This is a genomic window from Azoarcus indigens (assembly GCF_004361735.1).
GTDB lineage: Bacteria > Pseudomonadota > Gammaproteobacteria > Burkholderiales > Rhodocyclaceae > Azoarcus > Azoarcus indigens.
The window spans coordinates 92267-110576 of record NZ_SNVV01000001.1 but is presented as its reverse complement, the minus strand read 5'-3'; the positions used below and the strand labels follow the sequence as shown (position 1 = coordinate 110576).

Annotated in this window: 21 protein-coding genes; 13 read left to right on the top strand and 8 right to left on the bottom strand. The window is 65.6% G+C overall.

Annotation, left to right across the window (positions count from 1 at the left end; all coding sequences use genetic code 11):
- Positions 1–79: 79 nt before the first annotated feature.
- Complete coding sequence (locus tag C7389_RS00565; protein WP_133587319.1) at positions 80–1735, bottom strand: electron transfer flavoprotein-ubiquinone oxidoreductase; 1656 nt, start codon at positions 1733–1735, stop codon at positions 80–82.
- A 172-nt stretch (positions 1736–1907) separates the two neighbouring features.
- Between C7389_RS00565 and C7389_RS00560 the strand changes: the two genes are divergently transcribed.
- From C7389_RS00560 to ftsB, 8 genes are all read left to right on the top strand, one after another.
- Complete coding sequence (locus C7389_RS00560; protein WP_162851614.1) at positions 1908–2315, top strand: acyl-CoA thioesterase; 408 nt, start codon at positions 1908–1910, stop codon at positions 2313–2315.
- A gap of 39 nt (positions 2316–2354) precedes the next feature.
- Positions 2355–4331 carry an acetoacetate--CoA ligase gene (locus C7389_RS00555; RefSeq protein ID WP_133587315.1) on the top strand — a complete coding sequence of 659 codons (1977 nt, stop codon included), beginning with the start codon at positions 2355–2357 and terminating at the stop codon, positions 4329–4331.
- Between the two features lie 57 nt (positions 4332–4388).
- Positions 4389–4931: a hydrolase gene (locus tag C7389_RS00550; RefSeq protein ID WP_133587313.1), complete on the top strand. Its 543-nt coding sequence runs from the start codon at positions 4389–4391 to the stop codon at positions 4929–4931.
- Positions 4932–5137: 206 nt separating this feature from the next.
- Positions 5138–6766, top strand: coding sequence for a CTP synthase (locus C7389_RS00545; protein ID WP_133587311.1), 1629 nt, complete (start codon positions 5138–5140; stop codon positions 6764–6766).
- Between the two features lie 10 nt (positions 6767–6776).
- Positions 6777–7616, top strand: a complete 840-nt coding sequence (gene kdsA, locus C7389_RS00540) for a 3-deoxy-8-phosphooctulonate synthase (protein WP_133587309.1) — start codon at positions 6777–6779, stop codon at positions 7614–7616.
- Positions 7613–7915 carry a DUF1330 domain-containing protein gene (locus C7389_RS00535; RefSeq protein ID WP_246034584.1) on the top strand — a complete coding sequence of 101 codons (303 nt, stop codon included), beginning with the start codon at positions 7613–7615 and terminating at the stop codon, positions 7913–7915. Before kdsA ends, C7389_RS00535 begins: the two co-directional genes overlap by 4 nt.
- Positions 7916–7972: 57 nt before the next feature.
- Positions 7973–9262, top strand: coding sequence for a phosphopyruvate hydratase (gene eno / locus C7389_RS00530; RefSeq protein ID WP_133587307.1), 1290 nt, complete (start codon positions 7973–7975; stop codon positions 9260–9262).
- A 95-nt stretch (positions 9263–9357) separates the two neighbouring features.
- Entirely contained in the window at positions 9358–9633 is a 276-nt protein-coding gene (ftsB, locus tag C7389_RS00525) for a cell division protein FtsB (protein ID WP_133587306.1), read from the top strand.
- Positions 9634–9682: 49 nt separating this feature from the next.
- On the opposite strand, the gene C7389_RS00520 is transcribed toward ftsB, so the two are convergent.
- From C7389_RS00520 to C7389_RS00495, 6 genes are all read right to left on the bottom strand, one after another.
- A complete protein-coding gene (locus C7389_RS00520) occupies positions 9683–10108 on the bottom strand; it encodes a CBS domain-containing protein (protein WP_246034583.1) in 426 nt (141 codons plus the stop codon).
- An 89-nt stretch (positions 10109–10197) separates the two neighbouring features.
- On the bottom strand, positions 10198–10758 hold the full coding sequence (locus C7389_RS00515; RefSeq protein WP_425455551.1) for a C40 family peptidase: 561 nt from the start codon (positions 10756–10758) through the stop codon (positions 10198–10200).
- Between the two features lie 99 nt (positions 10759–10857).
- The gene (gene dtd / locus C7389_RS00510) at positions 10858–11313 is read right to left on the bottom strand and encodes a D-aminoacyl-tRNA deacylase (RefSeq protein WP_133587302.1); all 456 of its coding nucleotides are present in this window, start codon (positions 11311–11313) and stop codon (positions 10858–10860) included.
- A complete protein-coding gene (locus C7389_RS00505) occupies positions 11310–11639 on the bottom strand; it encodes an MliC family protein (RefSeq protein ID WP_133587300.1) in 330 nt (109 codons plus the stop codon). Before C7389_RS00505 ends, dtd begins: the two co-directional genes overlap by 4 nt.
- 12 nt (positions 11640–11651) lie before the next feature.
- Positions 11652–12362, bottom strand: coding sequence for an SIMPL domain-containing protein (locus C7389_RS00500; protein WP_133587298.1), 711 nt, complete (start codon positions 12360–12362; stop codon positions 11652–11654).
- 125 nt (positions 12363–12487) lie between these two features.
- On the bottom strand, positions 12488–13039 hold the full coding sequence (locus C7389_RS00495; RefSeq protein WP_133587296.1) for a gamma carbonic anhydrase family protein: 552 nt from the start codon (positions 13037–13039) through the stop codon (positions 12488–12490).
- 210 nt (positions 13040–13249) lie between these two features.
- Here C7389_RS00495 and C7389_RS00490 point away from each other — a divergent pair, with 210 nt between their 5' ends.
- The 4 genes from C7389_RS00490 to C7389_RS00475 all read left to right on the top strand — a co-directional run bounded on the left by C7389_RS00490 (position 13250) and on the right by C7389_RS00475 (position 16506).
- On the top strand, positions 13250–14098 hold the full coding sequence (locus tag C7389_RS00490; RefSeq protein ID WP_133587294.1) for a 23S rRNA (adenine(2030)-N(6))-methyltransferase RlmJ: 849 nt from the start codon (positions 13250–13252) through the stop codon (positions 14096–14098).
- On the top strand, positions 14095–14469 hold the full coding sequence (locus tag C7389_RS00485) for a nucleotide pyrophosphohydrolase (RefSeq protein ID WP_133587292.1): 375 nt from the start codon (positions 14095–14097) through the stop codon (positions 14467–14469). The genes C7389_RS00490 and C7389_RS00485 overlap by 4 nt, the downstream gene beginning before the upstream one ends.
- A 116-nt stretch (positions 14470–14585) precedes the next feature.
- Positions 14586–16166 (top strand): inorganic phosphate transporter, encoded by a 1581-nt coding sequence (locus tag C7389_RS00480; protein ID WP_133587290.1) that lies wholly within the window; start codon positions 14586–14588, stop codon positions 16164–16166.
- 13 nt (positions 16167–16179) lie between these two features.
- Positions 16180–16506, top strand: coding sequence for a DUF3301 domain-containing protein (locus C7389_RS00475; RefSeq protein ID WP_133587288.1), 327 nt, complete (start codon positions 16180–16182; stop codon positions 16504–16506).
- A gap of 21 nt (positions 16507–16527) precedes the next feature.
- On the opposite strand, the gene folE is transcribed toward C7389_RS00475, so the two are convergent.
- Entirely contained in the window at positions 16528–17175 is a 648-nt protein-coding gene (gene folE / locus C7389_RS00470) for a GTP cyclohydrolase I FolE (RefSeq protein WP_133587286.1), read from the bottom strand.
- Between the two features lie 158 nt (positions 17176–17333).
- On the opposite strand from folE, the gene C7389_RS00465 reads away from it, so the two are divergent.
- The gene (locus C7389_RS00465; protein ID WP_133587284.1) at positions 17334–18299 is read left to right on the top strand and encodes an AAA family ATPase; all 966 of its coding nucleotides are present in this window, start codon (positions 17334–17336) and stop codon (positions 18297–18299) included.
- The last annotated feature ends 11 nt before the right edge of the window (positions 18300–18310 follow it).

The following is an 18310-nucleotide window of genomic DNA, read 5'->3' as shown; positions in this document are numbered from 1 at the left end:
CGGAAATGAAAAAGCCCGGCTTCAGCCGGGCTTTTTCATTGTGCAGCGGGCCGCGGGGAGAGCGCCCGCTCCAAGGGCATCACATGCCCTGGTAGATCGGCCCTTCGCCGCCTTGCGGCACCACCCAGTTGATGTTCTGCGTGGGATCCTTGATGTCGCAGGTCTTGCAGTGCACGCAGTTCTGGGCGTTGATCTGCAGGCGAGGCGCGTTGTTCTCGCCGTCCCTGACGATTTCATATACGCCGGCCGGGCAGTAGCGCTGCTCGGGGGCGTCGTACTTCGCCAGGTTCACCGCGATGGGCACCGCAGCGTCCTTCAGCTGCAGGTGACAGGGCTGCTCTTCCTCATGGTTGGTGTTCGAGAGGAAGACCGAGGAGAGGCGGTCGAAGGTCAGCACGCCGTCCGGCTTGGGATAGTCGATGCGGGTGCTTTCGGCCGCCGGCTTCAGCGCGGTGTGGTCGGCGGTGTTGGACAGCGTCCAGGGCACCTTGCCGCCGAAGAGCTTCTGGTCGATGCCGAACAGCAGCGAGCCCAGCCACAGGCCCTTCTTCATGTAGGGCTTGAAGTTGCGCGTCTTGTGCAGCTCGTCGTACAGCCAGGAGCTGCGGAAGGCAGCGGGGAAGGCGGTCAGCGCGTCGCGCTGGCGCTCGGCGCCCAGCGCCTCGAAGGCCGCTTCGGCAGCCAGCATGCCGGACTTGATCGCCGCGTGGCTGCCCTTGATGCGCGCGGCGTTGAGGAAGCCGGCGTCATCGCCGATCAGCGCACCGCCGGGGAACACCAGCCGTGGCTGGCTCTGCAGACCGCCGGCGGCGATGGCGCGGGCACCGTAGGCCAGGCGCTTGCCGCCTTCCAGATACTTGCGGATCTCCGGATGGGTCTTGTAGCGCTGGAATTCTTCGAAGGGCGACAGGAAGGGGTTGCTGTAGTTGAGGCCGACCACGTAGCCGACCGCGACCAGGTTGTCTTCCAGGTGATAGACGAAGCCGCCGCCATAGGTGTCGGCCGGCAGCGGCCAGCCGGCGGTATGCACCACCAGGCCGGGGCGGTGGCACTCGGCAGGCACCTCCCACAACTCCTTCAGGCCGATGCCGTAAGTCTGCGGATCGACGCCCTCGCGCAGGGAGAACTTCGCCTCCAGCTGTTTGCCCAGGTGGCCGCGACAGCCTTCGGCGAACAGGGTGTACTTGGCGTGCAACTCCATGCCCGGCTGGTAGTTCGGGCCCTGCTCGCCCTCGCGGGTGAGGCCCATGTCGCCGGTGGCGACGCCCTTCACCGCGCCTCTCATTTCGCCAGTCTCGTCGTAGAGAAGCTCGGCGCCCGCAAAGCCGGGGTAGATCTCCACGCCCAGCGCCTCGGCCTGCTCGCCCAGCCACTTGGCGACATTGCCCAGGCGGACGATGTAATTGCCGTGATTGACGAAACAGTCCGGCAGCAGATTGGTGGGCACCTGGCGGCCGCCGGTCTCATTGAGGAAGATGACCTTGTCTTCGGTGACGGCGGTGTTCAGCGGCGCACCGCGTTCCTTCCAGTCGGGGAAGAGTTCGGTGAGCGCCCGCGGGTCCATGACCGCTCCGGAGAGAATGTGCGCGCCGATCTCGGCTCCTTTCTCGATCAGGCACACCGAGATGTCCCGCTCCTGCTCCGCGGCCAGTTGCTTGAGCCGGATCGCCGCGGCGAGGCCCGCAGGGCCGCCTCCGACGATCAGGACGTCAAACTCCATGGATTCGCGTTCCATTCTATTCTCCTAATATTTGCGCTCTTCGGCGTCTCTCGGCGGGGGCCAGCTGGGGAAGCGCATCCAGACCGCTCTGCAGGCGGCATGCGCGCAGGCTTCCGCTGGTGGATTTAACATACGGTAGCGTATGTTACAGTAGGTCGCACAAACAAACCAACAGAGGATAAAGGCCGTGGAGACCGACCGCAAATATCTGTTTACCACCCGGATTCCGGTGCGCTGGGGAGACATGGATTTCTATGGCCATGTGAACAACACCGTCTATTTCCGCTTCTTCGAACAGGCGCGGGTGGAGTGGATAGAAGGGGAGGGCTTCCGCGTCGGGCCGGACGTGCCCACCGGCGCGGTGATCATCAATGCCGATTGCACCTTCCTGCTGCCGGTCAACTACCCCGCCACCGTGCTGGTGAAGATGTACGCCGGCCAGCCCGGCCGCAGCAGCGTGATGACCTGGTACGAGCTCTATGTAGAGGGCGACGAGCGTCTCTACGCCACCGGTTCCTCGAAAGTGGTGTGGATGGACACCCGGACTGGCAAATCCGTGCCCTTGCCGGATACACTGCGCGCGAGGTTTGATTAGACATTAACAAATAAATTAGACAATACGGAGGAGACCCCCATGAGCACCGCCGCAGAGCGGCCCCTGTGGACGCCGTCCCGGGAGCGCATACAACAGGCCAACCTCACCGCCTTCCGGCAGGAGGCGGAGAAACGCTGGCAGACCGATCTGCCCGACCATGCCGCGCTGTACGCCTGGTCCGTCGCCCGGCCGGAACAGTTCTGGGTGAGCGTATGGGAGGACGGCGGTGTCATCGGCGAACGCGGCGAGGTGGTGCTGGAAGATGGCCACCGCATGCCGGGCGCGCGCTGGTTTCCCCAGGCGCGCCTGAACTTCGCTCAGAACCTGTTGCGCTCGCGGGACGCCGGCGATGCGCTGGTGTTCTGGGGCGAGGACAGGGTCAAGGACAGGCTCAGCCACGGCGAGCTCTACCGCCGGGTGGCGCGCTTCGCCGCCGCGCTGCGGGAGCAGGGCGTGGGCAAGGGCGACCGCGTCGCCGCCTTCATGCCCAACATGCCGGAGACGGTGATCGCGATGCTGGCGGCGGCCAGCCTGGGCGCCATCTTCACCTCCGCCTCGCCGGACTTCGGCGTGCAGGGCGTGCTGGACCGCTTCGGCCAGACCGAACCCAAGGTGTTGCTGGCCTGCGATGGCTACTACTACAACGGCAAGGTAGTGGATTGCCTGGGCAAGCTGGCGGAGATCGTGCCGCAGCTGCCCTCCCTGCGGCGGGTGGTGGTGGTGCCCTATGTACAGGCGAAGCATGCCCTGCAGGGCATTCCGCATGCACTGTGGCTGGCGGATTTCGTCGCACCCCACCACAGCGTGACCGAGATCGCCTTCGAGCCGCTGCCTTTCGATCACCCGCTTTACATCATGTATTCCTCCGGCACCACCGGCGTGCCGAAATGCATCGTCCATTGCGCCGGCGGCGCGCTGTTGCAGCACCTGAAGGAGCACCGGCTGCACAGCGACGTGAAGCCCGGCGACCGGGTGTTCTACTTCACCACTTGCGGCTGGATGATGTGGAACTGGCTGGTCTCCGGCCTGGCCGCCGGCGCCACGCTGCTGCTCTACGACGGCTCGCCTTTCGCCGCCGGCAACCGGATCCTGTTTGACTACGCCGACGCCGAGGGCATGACCCACTTCGGCACTTCGGCGAAATTCATCGACGCCGCCGCCAAGTTCGGCCTCAAGCCGCGGGAAACCCATTGTCTGGATACGCTGCGGGCGCTGATGAGCACCGGCAGCCCGCTGGTGCCGGAGGGTTTCGACTACGTCTATCGTGACATCAAGTCCGATATCCAGCTGTCCTCCATCTCCGGCGGCACCGACATCCTGTCCTGCTTCGTCCTCGGCAATCCGGTGCTGCCGGTGTGGCGTGGCGAGATCCAGTGCCGCGGCCTCGGCCTGGCGGTGGACGTGTGGGACGACGAAGGCCGCCCGGTGCGGGAGGAGAAGGGCGAGCTGGTATGCACCCGGCCCTTCCCTGCGATGCCGGTCGGTTTCTGGAAGGACGAGGATGGCAGCAAGTACCGTGCGGCCTACTTCGAGCGCTTCGAGGGCGTCTGGTGCCATGGCGACTTCTGCGAGATCACCGCGCATGACGGCCTGATCATCTACGGCCGCTCGGATGCGACGCTGAACCCGGGCGGGGTGCGCATTGGCACCGCCGAGATATACCGCCAGGTGGAGAAGCTGCACGAAGTGGTCGAGGCCATCGTCATCGGCCAGGACTGGCCGCCGCAGCAGCCCAGCGATGTGCGGGTGGTGCTGTTCGTGAAGCTGCGCGAGGGGCTGACGCTGGACGATGCGCTGGCCGACCGCATCAAGCGCACCATCCGCGACAACACCACGCCGCGCCACGTGCCGGCCAAGGTGCTGCAGGTGGCGGACATTCCGCGCACCAAGAGCGGCAAGATCGTGGAACTGGCGGTGCGCAACGTGGTGCACGACCGCCCGGTGAAGAACCAGGAAGCGCTGGCCAACCCGGAAGCACTGGCCTTCTTCCAGGGCCGCCCCGAACTGCAGGACTGACATTCAGCGTGCGTGCAGGGGGGCTGAGCCCGCCTGCCGCCGCGCCGGAGACCGAACATGCTGATGAAGCACGAGACCTCGACCCTGCTGGTGATAGACGTGCAACAGAAGCTGGCGCCGGTGCTGGAAGGCAGCACCCAGCTGGTGGCCAACTGCGTGTGGCTGGCTGAAGTGGCGGCCCGGGTGGGCGTGCCGGTGGTGGTCACCGAGCATTTTCCGGACAAACTGGGGCCGACCCTGCCGGAGGTGAAGGAAGCGACCGCCGGTGCCCCCTACCTGTCCAAGACGCATTTCTCCGCGGCGGGCGAGGGCGTACTGCGCGCCAGCGAGATCGAGCGCCGGCGGCAGGTGGTGGTGTGCGGTGCCGAAGCCCACGTCTGCGTGCTGCAGACGGTGCTGGAGTTGCGCTGGGCGGGCAAGGAAGTGTTCGTCGTCGCCGAGGCCACCGGTTCGCGCCGCAGCACCGACCGCGAGCTGGCCTTCTCCCGCATGCGCGCCCATGGCGTCGACATCGTGTCGCGTGAGATGGTGGCTTTCGAGTGGCTGCAGCGCGGCGGCACCGAACTGTTCCGTGCCGTCAGCCGCGATTTCATCCGCTGAGGCGGCTCGCTGTCTTCTCCCCTCCTGAGCTGCGGCGGGGGGCTGAGGGGGCGCTTCCGCCCAGCCTCGGGGGCGTCGAGCCGGCGCCCTGCACTGGAGGCGCGGCTGCTCCTTCCGGGGCGCAGGATGGGGCGGCAAGGCAGGGGCCGGCTTCCGGGCGTACCGGCACTTCGGTTATCATCGCGCTTTCCCGCAGCACAATTCCCATGACCAAATACGTCTTCGTTACCGGCGGTGTCGTGTCCTCCCTGGGCAAAGGCATCGCGGCGGCCTCGCTCGGGGCCATCCTGGAGTCCCGCGGCATCAAGGTGACTCACCTCAAGCTGGACCCCTACATCAACGTCGATCCGGGCACCATGAGCCCGTTCCAGCACGGCGAAGTCTTCGTCACCGAAGATGGCGCCGAGACCGACCTGGACCTTGGTCACTACGAGCGCTTCACCAGCGCCAAGATGAGCAAGCGCAACAACTTCACCACCGGCCAGATCTACGAGGCGGTGATCAAGAAGGAAAGGCGCGGCGAGTATCTGGGCAAGACGGTGCAGGTCATTCCGCATATCACCGACGAGATCAAGACCTACGTCAAGCGCGGCGCCGAGGGCGCAGACGTCGCCATCGTCGAGGTGGGCGGTACGGTGGGCGACATCGAATCCCTGCCTTTCCTGGAGGCCATCCGCCAGATGGGCATCGAGGAAGGGCGCAACGGCACCTGCTTCATCCACCTGACGCTGCTGCCCTACATCCCGACCGCGGGCGAGCTGAAGACCAAGCCGACCCAGCACTCGGTGAAGGAGTTGCGCGAAATCGGCATCCAGCCGGACATCCTGCTGTGCCGCGCAGACCGCAACATCCCGGCCGACGAGCGCCGCAAGATCGCGCTGTTCTGCAACGTGATGCCGGAGGCGGTAATCGAGTGCCTGGATGCCGACTCCATCTACAAGATCCCCGGGCAGCTGCACGACCAGATGCTGGACGAGATCGTCTGCCACAAGCTGGGCATCCTCGCCCGCGCCGCCGACCTGTCGGTGTGGGAGAACCTGATCCGCGCGCTGGAGAACCCCAAGGCTTCGGTGGAGATCGCCTTCGTGGGCAAGTACGTGGATCTCACCGAATCCTACAAGTCGCTCATCGAGGCGTTGAACCACGCCGGGATGCACACCGAGAGCAAGGTGAACATCCACTACCTCGACTCCGAGGACATCGAGCGCGACGGCTGCGCGGTGCTGGCGAAGATGGACGCCATCCTGGTGCCCGGTGGCTTCGGCAAGCGCGGCACCGAGGGCAAGATCGCTGCCATCCGCTACGCCCGCGAGAACAAGGTTCCCTACCTGGGCATCTGCCTGGGCATGCAGCTGGCCGTGGTCGAGTTCGCTCGTGATGTCGCCGGCATGGACGGTGCCCACTCCACCGAGTTCGAACCCGGCTCGCCTTACCCGGTCATCGGCCTCATCACCGAGTGGCAGGACCGCAGCGGCAAGGTGGAAAAGCGCAGCGAGGATTCCGACCTGGGTGGCACCATGCGCCTGGGCGGCCAGGTTTGCCGTCTGGCGGACGGCTCGCTCGCCCGCGAGATCTACGGTGCGCCGGAGATCATGGAACGCCATCGCCATCGTTACGAGGTGAACAACACCCTGCTCTCCAAGCTGGAAGAGAAGGGTTTGATCGTTTCTGGCCGTGCGCCGGGAACCGATCTGTGCGAGATGGTCGAACTGCCCTCGGATGTCCATCCCTGGTTCGTCGGCTGTCAGTTCCACCCGGAGTTCACCTCCAACCCGCGCAAGGGACATCCGCTTTTCACCGCCTACGTGCGTGCGGCGCTGGCGCGCAAGGGCTGAAGGAGCAAGCATGCAACTCTGCGGCTTCGAGGTCGGCCTGGACCGGCCTTTCTTTCTCATCGCCGGCCCCTGCGTGATCGAGTCTCGCGACATGGCCTTCGATACCGCCGGCGCGCTGAAGGAGATCTGCGCCGAGGTAGGCGTGCCCTTCATCTACAAGTCGTCCTACGACAAGGCCAACCGCAGTTCCGGCAAGTCATTCCGTGGCCTGGGCATGGACAAGGGCCTGGAGATCCTGGCCGACGTACGTGCGGCCCTGAGCGTGCCGGTGCTGACCGACGTGCATGCCATCGAGGAGATCGAGGCGGTGGCGGCGGCGGTGGACGTCCTGCAGACCCCGGCCTTCCTCTGCCGCCAGACCGACTTCATCCATGCGGTCGCCGCCTCCGGCAAGCCGGTGAACATCAAGAAGGGCCAGTTCCTTGCCCCCGGCGACATGAAGAACGTGGTAGACAAGGCCAAGGAAGCCAACGGCGGCGCGGACACCATCATGGTCTGCGAGCGGGGCGTTTCCTTCGGTTACAACAACCTGGTCTCCGACATGCGCAGTCTTGCGATCATGCGTGACACCGGCTGCCCGGTGGTGTTCGATGCCACGCATTCGGTGCAACTGCCCGGCGGCCAGGGCACCGCTTCCGGCGGCCAGCGCGAGTTCGTGCCGGTGCTGGCCCGAGCGGCAGTGGCGGTGGGGGTGGCCGGCCTATTCATGGAAACCCATCCCGATCCGGCGAAGGCGCTTTCTGACGGTCCGAACGCCTGGCCTTTGCCGAAGATGAAGGCGTTGCTCACCACGCTCAAGCAGCTCGACGCGTTCGTGAAGACCGGCGACCTGCAGGAGCGCGGCGTTTGAGCGAATCCCAGCGGCCGGCCTACATCGTCGTCGATGGCCGCATCCATGATGCGGCTGCCATGGCCCGCTACCGCGAACTCGCCACGGTGGCGGTCGAGCAGTACGGCGGCCGCTACCTGGTGCGCGGCGGCGCCTGTGAAACGCTGGAAGGCGGGTGGTCGCCGGAACGGGTGGTGATTGTCGCCTTCCCGTCGATGGCGGCGGCGCGCAGCTTCTATGAGTCGCCCGAGTACGGTGCCGCGCGTGCGGCCCGGCAAGGCGCGGCCGAGTTCGAAATGCTGCTGGTCGAAGGCCTCTGAGGCCGGACCCGCAGGTGCTTGTTCCGATCCAGAACCGTAACCGAAACAGGAAGAACCATGAGTGCAATCGTTGATGTGATCGCCCGCGAGATCCTCGATTCCCGCGGCAATCCCACCGTCGAAGCCGACGTGCTGCTCGAGTCCGGCGTCATGGGCCGCGCTGCGGTGCCGTCCGGCGCCTCCACCGGCTCGCGCGAGGCCATCGAACTGCGTGACGGCGAGGCCGGCCGCTACCTCGGCAAGGGCGTGCTGCGCGCTGTCGAGAACGTGAACACCGAGATCTCCGAAGCCATCATTGGCCTGGACGCCGAAGAGCAGGCCTTCATTGACCGCACCCTGATCGAGCTGGACGGCACTGACAACAAGTCCCGCATCGGCGCCAACGCCACGCTGGCAGTGTCCATGGCGGTGGCAAAGGCCGCGGCCGAGGAAGCCGGCCTGCCGCTGTACCGCTACTTCGGCGGCTCCGGCCCGATGGCGATGCCGGTGCCGATGATGAACGTCATCAACGGCGGCGAGCATGCCAACAATAGCCTGGACATCCAGGAATGCATGATTATGCCGGTGAGCATGACCAGCTTCCGCGAAGCTCTGCGCTGCGGCGCCGAGATCTTCCATCACCTGAAGAAGATCACCGACAAGAAGGGCTACCCGACCACCGTCGGCGACGAAGGCGGCTTCGCCCCCAACGTGTCCGGTACCGAAGAAGCGCTGAACCTGATCCAGGAAGCCATCTCCGCCGCCGGCTACGAGCCGGGCCGCGACGTGCTGTTGGCGCTGGACTGCGCCTCCAGCGAGTTCTACAAGAATGGCAGCTACGTGCTTGCCGGCGAAGGCCTGACCCTGAGCGCCGACGGCTTCTCCGACTACCTGGCAACGCTGGCGGACAAGTTCCCCATCGTCTCCATCGAAGACGGCATGGCGGAAGGCGACTGGGCGGGCTGGAAGCTGCTGACCGACAAGCTGGGCAAGAAGGTGCAGCTGGTGGGCGACGATCTCTTCGTTACCAACACCCGCATCCTGGAGCAGGGCATCGAGCAGGGCATCGCCAACTCCATCCTGATCAAGATCAACCAGATCGGCACCTTGTCCGAGACCTTCGCCGCCGTCGAGATGGCCAAGCGCGCGGGCTACACCGCGGTGATCTCGCATCGCTCAGGTGAAACCGAGGACTCGACCATCGCCGACATCGCGGTCGGCCTGAACGCGATGCAGATCAAGACCGGTTCCCTGTCCCGTTCCGACCGCATCGCCAAGTACAACCAGCTGTTGCGTATCGAAGAAGATCTGGGTGATACCGCCAGCTATCCGGGCAAGCGCGCTTTCTACAACCTGCGTGCCCGTTAAGCGGTAAGGCCGGCGTATTTGCCGAAACCAGGGGGCCGACGGATAATCCGCCGGCCCCTTTCATCGTCCCTTCCGTCTCTTCGCAAAGCCCTTACATGCGCTGGCCAGTCATCATCCTTCTCTTGCTCGTCGTCGTGCTGCAGTATCCGCTGTGGCTGGGCAAGGGCGGCTGGCTGCGGGTGTGGGACGTGGATCGCCAGGTACAGGCCCAGCGCGAGGAGAACTTCCGCCTGGAGCAGCGCAATGCCAGCCTGGAAGCGGAGGTACGCGACCTCAAGTCAGGCAATGAGGCGATCGAGGAACTGGCGCGCTTCGAACTGGGCATGACCAAGCCGGGCGAAACCTTCGTCCAGGTTCCCCAGAAACACTGAACCGCGCTTGGGCGCGGTTCCTTGAGTGCTTTTCCACGAAGCGCCTGCTTCAAAGCAACTCGGTGATCAGCTCCCGCTGCTCCAGTTCGCCTTCGAAGGCCATCATCTCCATCCCCAGCGCATCGCGGGCCGACACCATGCCGACGGGGCGGCCATTGTCCACCACGGGGACGTGGCGGAAGCCACCGTCGTACATCAGGTGCATCGCATGCCCCAGCGGTTTGTCGCCGGTGATGGCCTGCGGCGCCACCGTCATCACTTCCTGTAACAGGGTGAGGTCGGGGTTGCGCCCCTCGGCGACGACCCGGGTGAGGAGGTCGCGCTCGGTGAAGATCCCGGTCAATTGATCGTGCTCGACGATCATGATCGCGCCCACCCTGGCCCTCGTCATCTGCCGCACCGCCTCGCGTACCGGCAGGGTTGCGGTGGCGGTCAGTATGTTCTGGCCTTGCACCACCTCGCTAATCTTGCGCATTGGCATCACCTTTCCTCCTCCAGAAAACGCCTTATGGGCATTTCACACTAGATAGGGGAGGCGGGCGGCGCAAGGTGGGGGTGACCCCATCAATTCGCGGCGAGCAGGCTGCGGACGCCGTCCAGGCGGGGAGAGAAGTAGGGATTGTCCATGCGCTCGATGCGCACCGCGCCGCGACTGGAGGGCGCATGAATGAAGCGGCCGTTGCCGATGTAGATGCCCATGTGGGAATGCGGACGCTTCTGGGTATTGAAGAACACCAGATCGCCGGGCTGCAGTTCGCTCACCTGGATGGGCCGGGTGCGCTGGGCGATTTGCAGCGCGTTGTGGGGCAGGCGCTTGCCGCTCACCTGCTCGACGATATAGCTCACCATACCGCTGCAATCCAGCCCCGCTTCAGGGTTGCGGCCGCCGAAGCGATAGCCGGTGTCCAGCAGGCCCATGGCGAAGATCACCATCTCCTGCGTCTGCGCATCGTCCTCCAGCGCGAAATAGTCGCGCGCGGGAGCGCTGGTGCTGGGCGTTGATGGTGCTGAAGGAGGCGCCGTGGAAGGGGCCGGGGGAGGCAGGCTGCTGCAACCCGCGATCAGGCCAAGGACAAGCAGGGCCGCCACGCGCGAAGAGGCGGGAAGACGGTGGGAGGCGCCTATGGCACCTGTGCTGCGAAAAGCGGTGGAACGAGTTGGCAGAAGGGTTTGCAAGGTGCGGGCGACAGAAATCGGCATGCCCGAAAGATAGGGCATGCCTTTTCAGGCGTCCAGTCGGAAGGTAACCGGCCCATGATTGAGCAGACCGACGAACATCTCCGCGCCGAAGCGACCGGTTTCCACCACCGGATGCAGACCCCGCAGCCGGGCGACCAGCGCATCGAACAGCGCCCTGGCTTCCTCGGGTGGCGCGGCGGTGGAGAAGCTGGGGCGGGTGCCGCTGCGGGTGTCCGCCGCCAGCGTGAATTGTGGCACCAGCAGCAGGCCGCCAGCGGTGTCGCGCAGGCCGAGGTTCATGCGTCCGCTGCTGTCGGAAAACACCCGGTAGCCCAGCAGGCGCTCGGCCAGCCGTTCCATATTGCGCGGGCCATCTCCCTTCTCTACGCCTATCAGTGCGAGCAGGCCCGGGCCGATTCGGCCCACCGTCTGTCGGCCCTCGCCCCTCTCATCGGCCACATCGACATGGGCTTCCAGTACGCGCTGGATCAGCGCGATCACAGGCTGGCACCGTCCCGGCGGCAGTCCTTGCTTTCCGGCAGCCCCGGCCGCTGCAGGCTGGCCACGCTGCCATGGCTGGAGAACACCGTCTGGCCATCGGTGTACTTCAGTCCATCCGCGGTGGGCGCCGCGGTGAGGGCGAAGATGCCGGCGCCGGTGCGCAGGCGGATGTGGCGGGAGTGGGTTTCCACCGAGAAGCGCTCGCCGTTGGCGCAGCTGTAGTTGGCGACCTGGGCGCTGTCACGGGTCCAGGCCGTGCCGGCCAGGCTGCCGGCGCCGATGATGAGGGCGATGCTGAATGTACGCAGACGATTCTTGAAAAGCATGGATGACGATGATCAGTCGATGAGTTCGATGGTGCCGTTGATGGTGACGCTGACTTCGCTGTCGCCGCCTTCAAGCGGCGCCGGTGCGGAGTCCATCATCACCGAGGAGGCTTGTATGCGGGCATAGACCTGGGGAGGCCGGAAGCCGCCGTCGGAAATATTGAGGTGGCGTATGGTATAGCGCTTGCCCATGGCCGAGGAGACCAGGCCGGCGCGCTGTTCGAAGGCGCGGATGGCATCGGTGGTGGCTTCATCCGCTGCTTTGCGGCGGGTTTCCGGCGCGGGCTGCATGGACACCTGGGCGACTGCCAGGCTGCCTTGCAATTTGCCGATCAACTCCGACAGCTGGCCGACGTTGCGTGTTTCCAGGCGCAGGCCGGAGCGCATGCGCCAGCCTTCGATCTTGCTGCCGTTCTTGCCGTATACCGGCGAACTGGAAGTGCCGGCGGACTGCACTTTGACGTCGCCATAGGCGCGGGCGGTCGCCAGCGCGGAGGCAATGACGCGGTTAACCTGTTGGGCCAGCGCGGCAGGATCGCCGCCAGACTGCTCCACGTAGAGCTGGGCCACGGCGAGATCGTTGCTGGCCGGGCGGCTGGCCTCGGCGGAGAAGTCCACGGTGCGCGCTTTTTCCTCGGCGGCGAGAGCCGGAGGGGAAAAGGCGAGGGCGGTGGCAAGTGCGGCGACGAGCGCGGCGAGAGGCAGATGGCGGGCGACAGTCATGGCGTTGGCAAGATGGCGCAGTGAAGATGGCCGAGACTTATACCCCATCAATCACAGGCGGGGGGCGCCGAGGTGTAAGGACCTGTATGAGTCTGTGATGATGCTCTTCCCGTCGCCTGGCCCTGTCAGCGCGGTTGGCTGCGCAGGCCATCCACGTCCACTGTCTGGAGTTCCACTTCGTAGCGGCGGGCATTGGCGACGTAGTGCTTGGCGTTGGCCTTGAGATAGGCGATGTCCTGGTCGGACAGTTCGCGGATGATGCGGCCGGGCGAACCTACCACAAGCGAGCGGTCGGGGATGACCTTGCCTTCCGGGATCAGCGCATTGGCGCCGATGATGCAGTTGCGGCCGATCACCGCGTTGTTCAACACCACTGCGTTGATGCCGATCAGCGTCTCGTCGCCTATGGCGCAGCCATGCAGCATGACTTTGTGGCCGACGGTGACGTCCTTGCCGATGGTGAGCGGCACGCCTTCGTCATTGTGCAGGACGGAGCCGTCCTGGATGTTGGTGCCATCGCCGATCACGATGGGGTCGTGATCGCCCCGGATCACCACGTTGTACCAGATGTTCACATCACGACCGGCCTCCACATTGCCGATCACGGTCGCATTGTGCGCGACCCAGCAGCCTTCGCCGAAGCGGGGCACGACATCGCCCAAGGCATAGATACTCATTGTTTTCTCTCGCTGTCTCGTCGGCGCAGGCGCCAGCGCGGGGGCGGGAATCATAGCAAGTGCCGGTCCGGCCGGGGGCTGCGCGTCTCCCAGGGGCGGAATTGTCACGATTTTGGCGCTTTTCTCCAAATCTTCCGCAGCCTTTGCCTGCCGCACTCGTCGCCCGCGGGCGGTGGTAGCATTCTCCGCCCGCGCTTTCCACCCATCCCAATGCTCAGCTACCGCCACGCCTTCCACGCCGGCAACCATGCCGATGTGCTCAAGCACTACCTGCTCATTGAACTGCTTGCGTATTACTCCCGGAAGGACAAACCGTGGTGGTACATCGATACCCACGCCGGCGCCGGCTGTTATGCGCTGGACAGCGAACAGGCGGCCAGGAACGCCGAGTTCGACGGCGGCATCGCCAGGTTGTGGCGCGACAGGGCGAACTTGCCTGAGCCGCTGAAGGCCTATATCGCAGCGGTGGAGCAGTTCAACCCCCATGGCCGGCTGTTGTTCTACCCCGGTTCGCCCGCGCTGGCGATGACCCAGGCGCGGGAGCAGGACAGGCTGCGCCTGTTCGAGATGCATCCCGCCGACGTGGAACTGCTGCAGCAGACCTTTGCCCGCGAGACCGATCAGGTGGTGGTGCGCCGCTCCGACGGCTTCGCCGGTCTGCGCGGCCTGCTGCCGCCTCCCACCCGCAGGGCGGTGGTGCTGATCGATCCGCCCTACGAAGTCAAGGAGGACTACCGTCGGGTGGTCGATACGCTGAAGGACGCGATGAAGCGTTTTGCCTCAGGCACCTATGTGGTCTGGTATCCGCTGCTGGCTCGGCCGGAGGCTCGGCAACTGCCGGAGCGTCTGGCGGAACTGGGCGCGGAGAGCTGGCTGGACGTGCGCCTGGCGGTGAAAGGCCCGTCGCCGGATGGCTTCGGCATGTTCGGCAGCGGCCTCTTTGTCATCAACCCCCCGTGGGTGCTGCCGGAGCGGCTGGAGGCAGTGATGCCCTGGCTGGTGAAGGCACTGGGCGAGGACGACGAGGCCGGCTTTGATCTGGAGCACCATATCGAATGAGTGGATCGTCGCAAGTCCTGCCGGCCGACAGTTTGCTGGCACTGCGGGCCCGGCTGCGCGAGTTCGCCGAGGCGCGCGACTGGATGCAGTTCCACACGCCGAAAAATCTGGCGATGGCGCTCGCCGGCGAGGCGGGCGAGGTACTGGAGCACTTCCAGTGGCTGACCGCCGAGCAATCCGCGGCCCCGGACGCAGTACTGCGAGAGGCGGTGGCGCTGGAGTTGGCGGACGTGCTCATGTACTTGGTGCGCCTGGCCGATGTGTTGGAAGTCGACCTCGCGGAGGCTGCAGCCCGCAAGCTGGCGATCAACGAGGAGCGCTATCCGCTGGGTAAGGCCCGAGGCCGCGCCGACAAGTACGATCAGCTCTAGGGCCTCTGGCCCAGGCGTCGCGCTGACGGTCCGGCGTACCGCCGGGCCTTTTGCGTTTTGGCGGCTGTCACTTTTCTGAAACAATACGCGGCTCTTTGATTTGCTGAAGGAATCGCGTGGAACTGCAACATATCAGCGAGATCGAGCGTGCCACCCAGCGTGGCCGGGGCGAACTCCTGCGGCTCGGCATCGGTCTCGTCTTCCTCGTTCTGGTCATGCTCTACGCGATCATGCAGGGCGTGGGGGAGGGCGGCATGATCGTGGTGGCCGCCGCCATCATCGGGGGCTACATGGCGCTCAACATCGGCGCCAACGACGTTGCCAACAATGTGGGCCCTGCGGTTGGCTCCAAGGCGCTTTCCATGCTCTGGGCGCTGGTGATTGCCGCGGTATTCGAGGCTGCCGGTGCGCTGATCGCGGGTGGAGAGGTGGTGAGCACCATCAGCAGCGGCATCGTCGATCCGGCTGCGCTGCAGGACAGGCAGACCTTCATCTGGGTCATGCTCGCCGCCTTGCTGGCCGGCGCAATGTGGCTGAACATCGCCACCGCGATCGGCGCGCCGGTTTCCACCACTCATTCCATCGTCGGCGCGGTGCTGGGCGCAGGCGTGGCCGCCGCAGGCTTCGAGGTGGTGGATTGGTCGTCCCTGAGCAACATCGTTGCCAGCTGGGTGATCTCGCCAGTGCTGGGCGGCATCTTCGCCGCTGCCTTCCTTTACCTGATCAAGCGCAGCATCACCTATCAACCGGACATGGCGGAGGCCGCGCGGCGGGTGGTGCCCTGGATCGTCGCCGCCATGGCCTGGACCTTCTCCACCTATCTGCTCCTGAAGGGCCTGAACAAGGTCTGGACAGTAGAGTTCGGCCCCGCAGTGTTCTACGGGCTGATGCTGGCGCTGGCGATCTTCATCCTGGTGCGCAGACGGCTTACCCGCAGCGACCGGCTGATCGCCAATACCAAGGATGGCGTGAACAGCCTGTTCACCCTGCCGCTGGTGTTTGCCGCCGCCTTGCTGAGCTTCGCCCATGGCTCCAACGACGTGGCCAATGCGGTTGGCCCGCTGGCGGCCATCGTCGATGCGGTCCGCCACGGCGGCGACGTAGCGGCGGTTGCCGAGATTCCCTTCTGGGTCATGGTGGTGGGCGGGGCCGGCATTTCACTGGGCTTGGCGCTGTATGGTCCCAAGCTGATCCGCACGGTGGGTTCCGAGATCACCGAGTTGGACCAGATGCGCGCCTTCTGTATCGCCATGGCGGCCACCATCACGGTGATCGTGGCCAGTCAGCTCGGCCTGCCGGTGAGTTCCACCCACATCGCGGTGGGGGGCGTATTTGGGGTCGGTTTCCTGCGGGAGTACCTGAAGAGCAATTACGCGCGCCGTGTGGCGGAGATCAAGGCCCACCACCCGGAGGCGGACCAGGCCGAGATAGATGCCTTCCTGTTGCGTTTCGATGCCGCCTCCATCGAGCAGAAGGGCGAGATGTTGCGCGATCTGAAGAAGCGTCAGAAGCGCAAGATGGACCCCGCCCACTTCTCCAAGGGAGAGCGAAAGCGGCTGCGCAAGGTCTATCGCCAGGAGTTGGTGAAGCGCTCGCAGATCATCCGCATCGCAGCCGCGTGGGTGGTGACGGTGCCCGCCTCAGCCTTGATGGCGGCCATGCTGTTCTTCATGATTCGAGGCATGTTCGTCGCCTGAAGGCTGAGCAGCAATGGAGTTTCCCGAAGTGTTCGCCCTGGCGCTGCTGTGCCTGCTGGCCTGGTTCTGGCTGGATAGTCTGAAAGCCAGGGAAGCCGGCGTGGCCGCCGCCAGCCAGGCCTGCCTGCGTGAGGGGTTGCAGCTGCTGGACGAGACGGTGGCCGGCCGCGGCCTGCGCCTCGTCCGCAACGACGAGGGGCGCATGGCGCTGCAGCGGGTGTTCGAGTTCGAGTACTCGGAGTCCGGCTATGACCGTTTCCGTGGTTCTGTCACCCTGCTCGGGCGGGAGGTGACGGTGCTGGAGCTGACTGCCCACCGCGGCCTGCGGCTGGTGCAATAGGCCGCTCCAGCCGTTGGTGCCTTACAGCATGCGGCGATCCACCGCGCGCAGGAATTCATTGCGCAACTGATCCGATTCGGCAAACACGCCGGAATAGGCCTGGGTGACGACGCGCTCGTCGCCGCGCCTGTCCTCGCCCAGCAGCAGGCACAGCTGCTCCGCTTCGATCACGCAGGCGGCGCCTTGTGCCCTGCCGTGGTGCATCAGCGCGTCGGCGATGTCGCGTGTCATCCATTCCTGGTAAGTGAAGCGGTGGCCGATGGCGTCCACCAGACGGGCGATGCGGCCGAAGCCGTGCAGCCGGCCGCCGGGCAGATAGGCCACATGGGCGACGCCGCGGAAGGGCACCAGGTGGTGGGGGCAGACGCCGTGGATGGCGATGCCGCGCACCACTACCATGTCGCGGCGTTCATCTTCGAAACCATCGCCCAGTGCATCCGCCGGGTCCATGTCGTAGCCGCCCAGCAGGCGGCGCTGCCATAGTTCCCTGACGCGCTGGGCGGTGCGGCCGGTGTGTGCGCTGTCCGGCGCCACGCCGCAGGCGGCGAGCAGGTCGCCCACCGCGCGCTCGAAGGCTATCGGGTCGAAGCTGCCCTGGCGGGGAATGCCGATGCCGGCCGGTGGCGGCACGGCGGCATGGTCATGGTCGTGATCGTGTCTGGCGTTCATGTTGTGGCCCGGCTCTCTGTCCTGTTACGGTCGATCATACGCCGATGCATGGCCACGCCCGATGAAGCGAGGCGAAAACCGGCATGCGTTCTGCTTGTCCATAGTGGCACCCGCGGCCCGCTTCCGGGCCTGGACCATGGATTGCGACGGAGGCTTGGATGGCACCCAGCGAGTTTTGCATTCCCCTGGCCGATGCACGCCAGATCTACCGCGTCGAGGATGTGGACAAGGCGCTGGAGCAGAATGCGCCTGCTCGCAACGAAGCGCTCTCCGCCTTCTATGGGCGGATGAAGGAGGCGGGCGGTACCCGCTATGTGGTCAAGCCCAGCCGGGCGGACGCCCTGTCCTCCCTGTACGAGCGCTGCCCCAACTTCGGCGAGGTCATCGACGATGTGCGCAAGTCGCTGGCGCTGGCGGTGTCCGGCAACGAGCCGGTGTCCTTCGCGCCCATGCTGTTGCTGGGCGAGCCCGGCATCGGCAAGACGCATTTCGCCCGTGCGCTGTCCGAGCAGTTGGGTACCGGCTACCACTTCGTCTCCATGAGTTCGCTGACCGCCGGCTGGATACTCTCCGGTGCCTCTGCGCAGTGGAACCACGCCAAGCCGGGCAAGGTGGCGCAGGCGCTGGTGGGCGGCGAGGTGGCAAACCCGGTGATGGTGCTGGACGAGGTGGACAAGGCCGGCGGCGATAGCCGCTACGACCCGCTGGGGCCGCTGTACGAGCTGTTCGAGCACGACACCGCGCGCCGCTTCCGCGACGAGTACGTGGATGTGGAGATCGACGCCTCCCACATCCTGTGGGTGACCACTGCCAACGACGAGCGCAACATCCCCGAGCCCATCCTCAACCGCATGAATGTGTACGCGGTGCCGCGGCCGGATGCGGATGAATCCTTCGCCATCGCCTGCCGCTTGTACCGCGACATCGTTGCCGCCCACGACTGGGGCTTCCCGGAGGAGCCACCGGCGGCGGTGATGGAGGTGCTGGCGGCCTTGCCGCCACGCGAGCAGCGGCGTGCGCTGATGTCCGCTTTCGGCGCGGCCAAGCTGGCGGGGCGGGACGAGCTGAAGCCTGAGGATCTCGACGGCGGTCGTGCCAAGGGCAAGCGCAAGATCGGCTTTTGAGCGCGCGCCGC

Coding starts and splice junctions, on each gene's coding strand:
- C7389_RS00565 (WP_133587319.1), bottom strand. CDS start 1,735: ATGGAACGCGAATCCATGGAGTTTGACGTCCTGATCGTCGGAGGCGGC.
- C7389_RS00555 (WP_133587315.1), top strand. CDS start 2,355: ATGAGCACCGCCGCAGAGCGGCCCCTGTGGACGCCGTCCCGGGAGCGC.
- C7389_RS00550 (WP_133587313.1), top strand. CDS start 4,389: ATGCTGATGAAGCACGAGACCTCGACCCTGCTGGTGATAGACGTGCAA.
- C7389_RS00545 (WP_133587311.1), top strand. CDS start 5,138: ATGACCAAATACGTCTTCGTTACCGGCGGTGTCGTGTCCTCCCTGGGC.
- kdsA (WP_133587309.1), top strand. CDS start 6,777: ATGCAACTCTGCGGCTTCGAGGTCGGCCTGGACCGGCCTTTCTTTCTC.
- eno (WP_133587307.1), top strand. CDS start 7,973: ATGAGTGCAATCGTTGATGTGATCGCCCGCGAGATCCTCGATTCCCGC.
- ftsB (WP_133587306.1), top strand. CDS start 9,358: ATGCGCTGGCCAGTCATCATCCTTCTCTTGCTCGTCGTCGTGCTGCAG.
- C7389_RS00520 (WP_246034583.1), bottom strand. CDS start 10,108: ATGCGCAAGATTAGCGAGGTGGTGCAAGGCCAGAACATACTGACCGCC.
- C7389_RS00505 (WP_133587300.1), bottom strand. CDS start 11,639: ATGCTTTTCAAGAATCGTCTGCGTACATTCAGCATCGCCCTCATCATC.
- C7389_RS00500 (WP_133587298.1), bottom strand. CDS start 12,362: ATGACTGTCGCCCGCCATCTGCCTCTCGCCGCGCTCGTCGCCGCACTT.
- C7389_RS00495 (WP_133587296.1), bottom strand. CDS start 13,039: ATGAGTATCTATGCCTTGGGCGATGTCGTGCCCCGCTTCGGCGAAGGC.
- C7389_RS00490 (WP_133587294.1), top strand. CDS start 13,250: ATGCTCAGCTACCGCCACGCCTTCCACGCCGGCAACCATGCCGATGTG.
- C7389_RS00485 (WP_133587292.1), top strand. CDS start 14,095: ATGAGTGGATCGTCGCAAGTCCTGCCGGCCGACAGTTTGCTGGCACTG.
- C7389_RS00475 (WP_133587288.1), top strand. CDS start 16,180: ATGGAGTTTCCCGAAGTGTTCGCCCTGGCGCTGCTGTGCCTGCTGGCC.
- folE (WP_133587286.1), bottom strand. CDS start 17,175: ATGAACGCCAGACACGATCACGACCATGACCATGCCGCCGTGCCGCCA.
- C7389_RS00465 (WP_133587284.1), top strand. CDS start 17,334: ATGGCACCCAGCGAGTTTTGCATTCCCCTGGCCGATGCACGCCAGATC.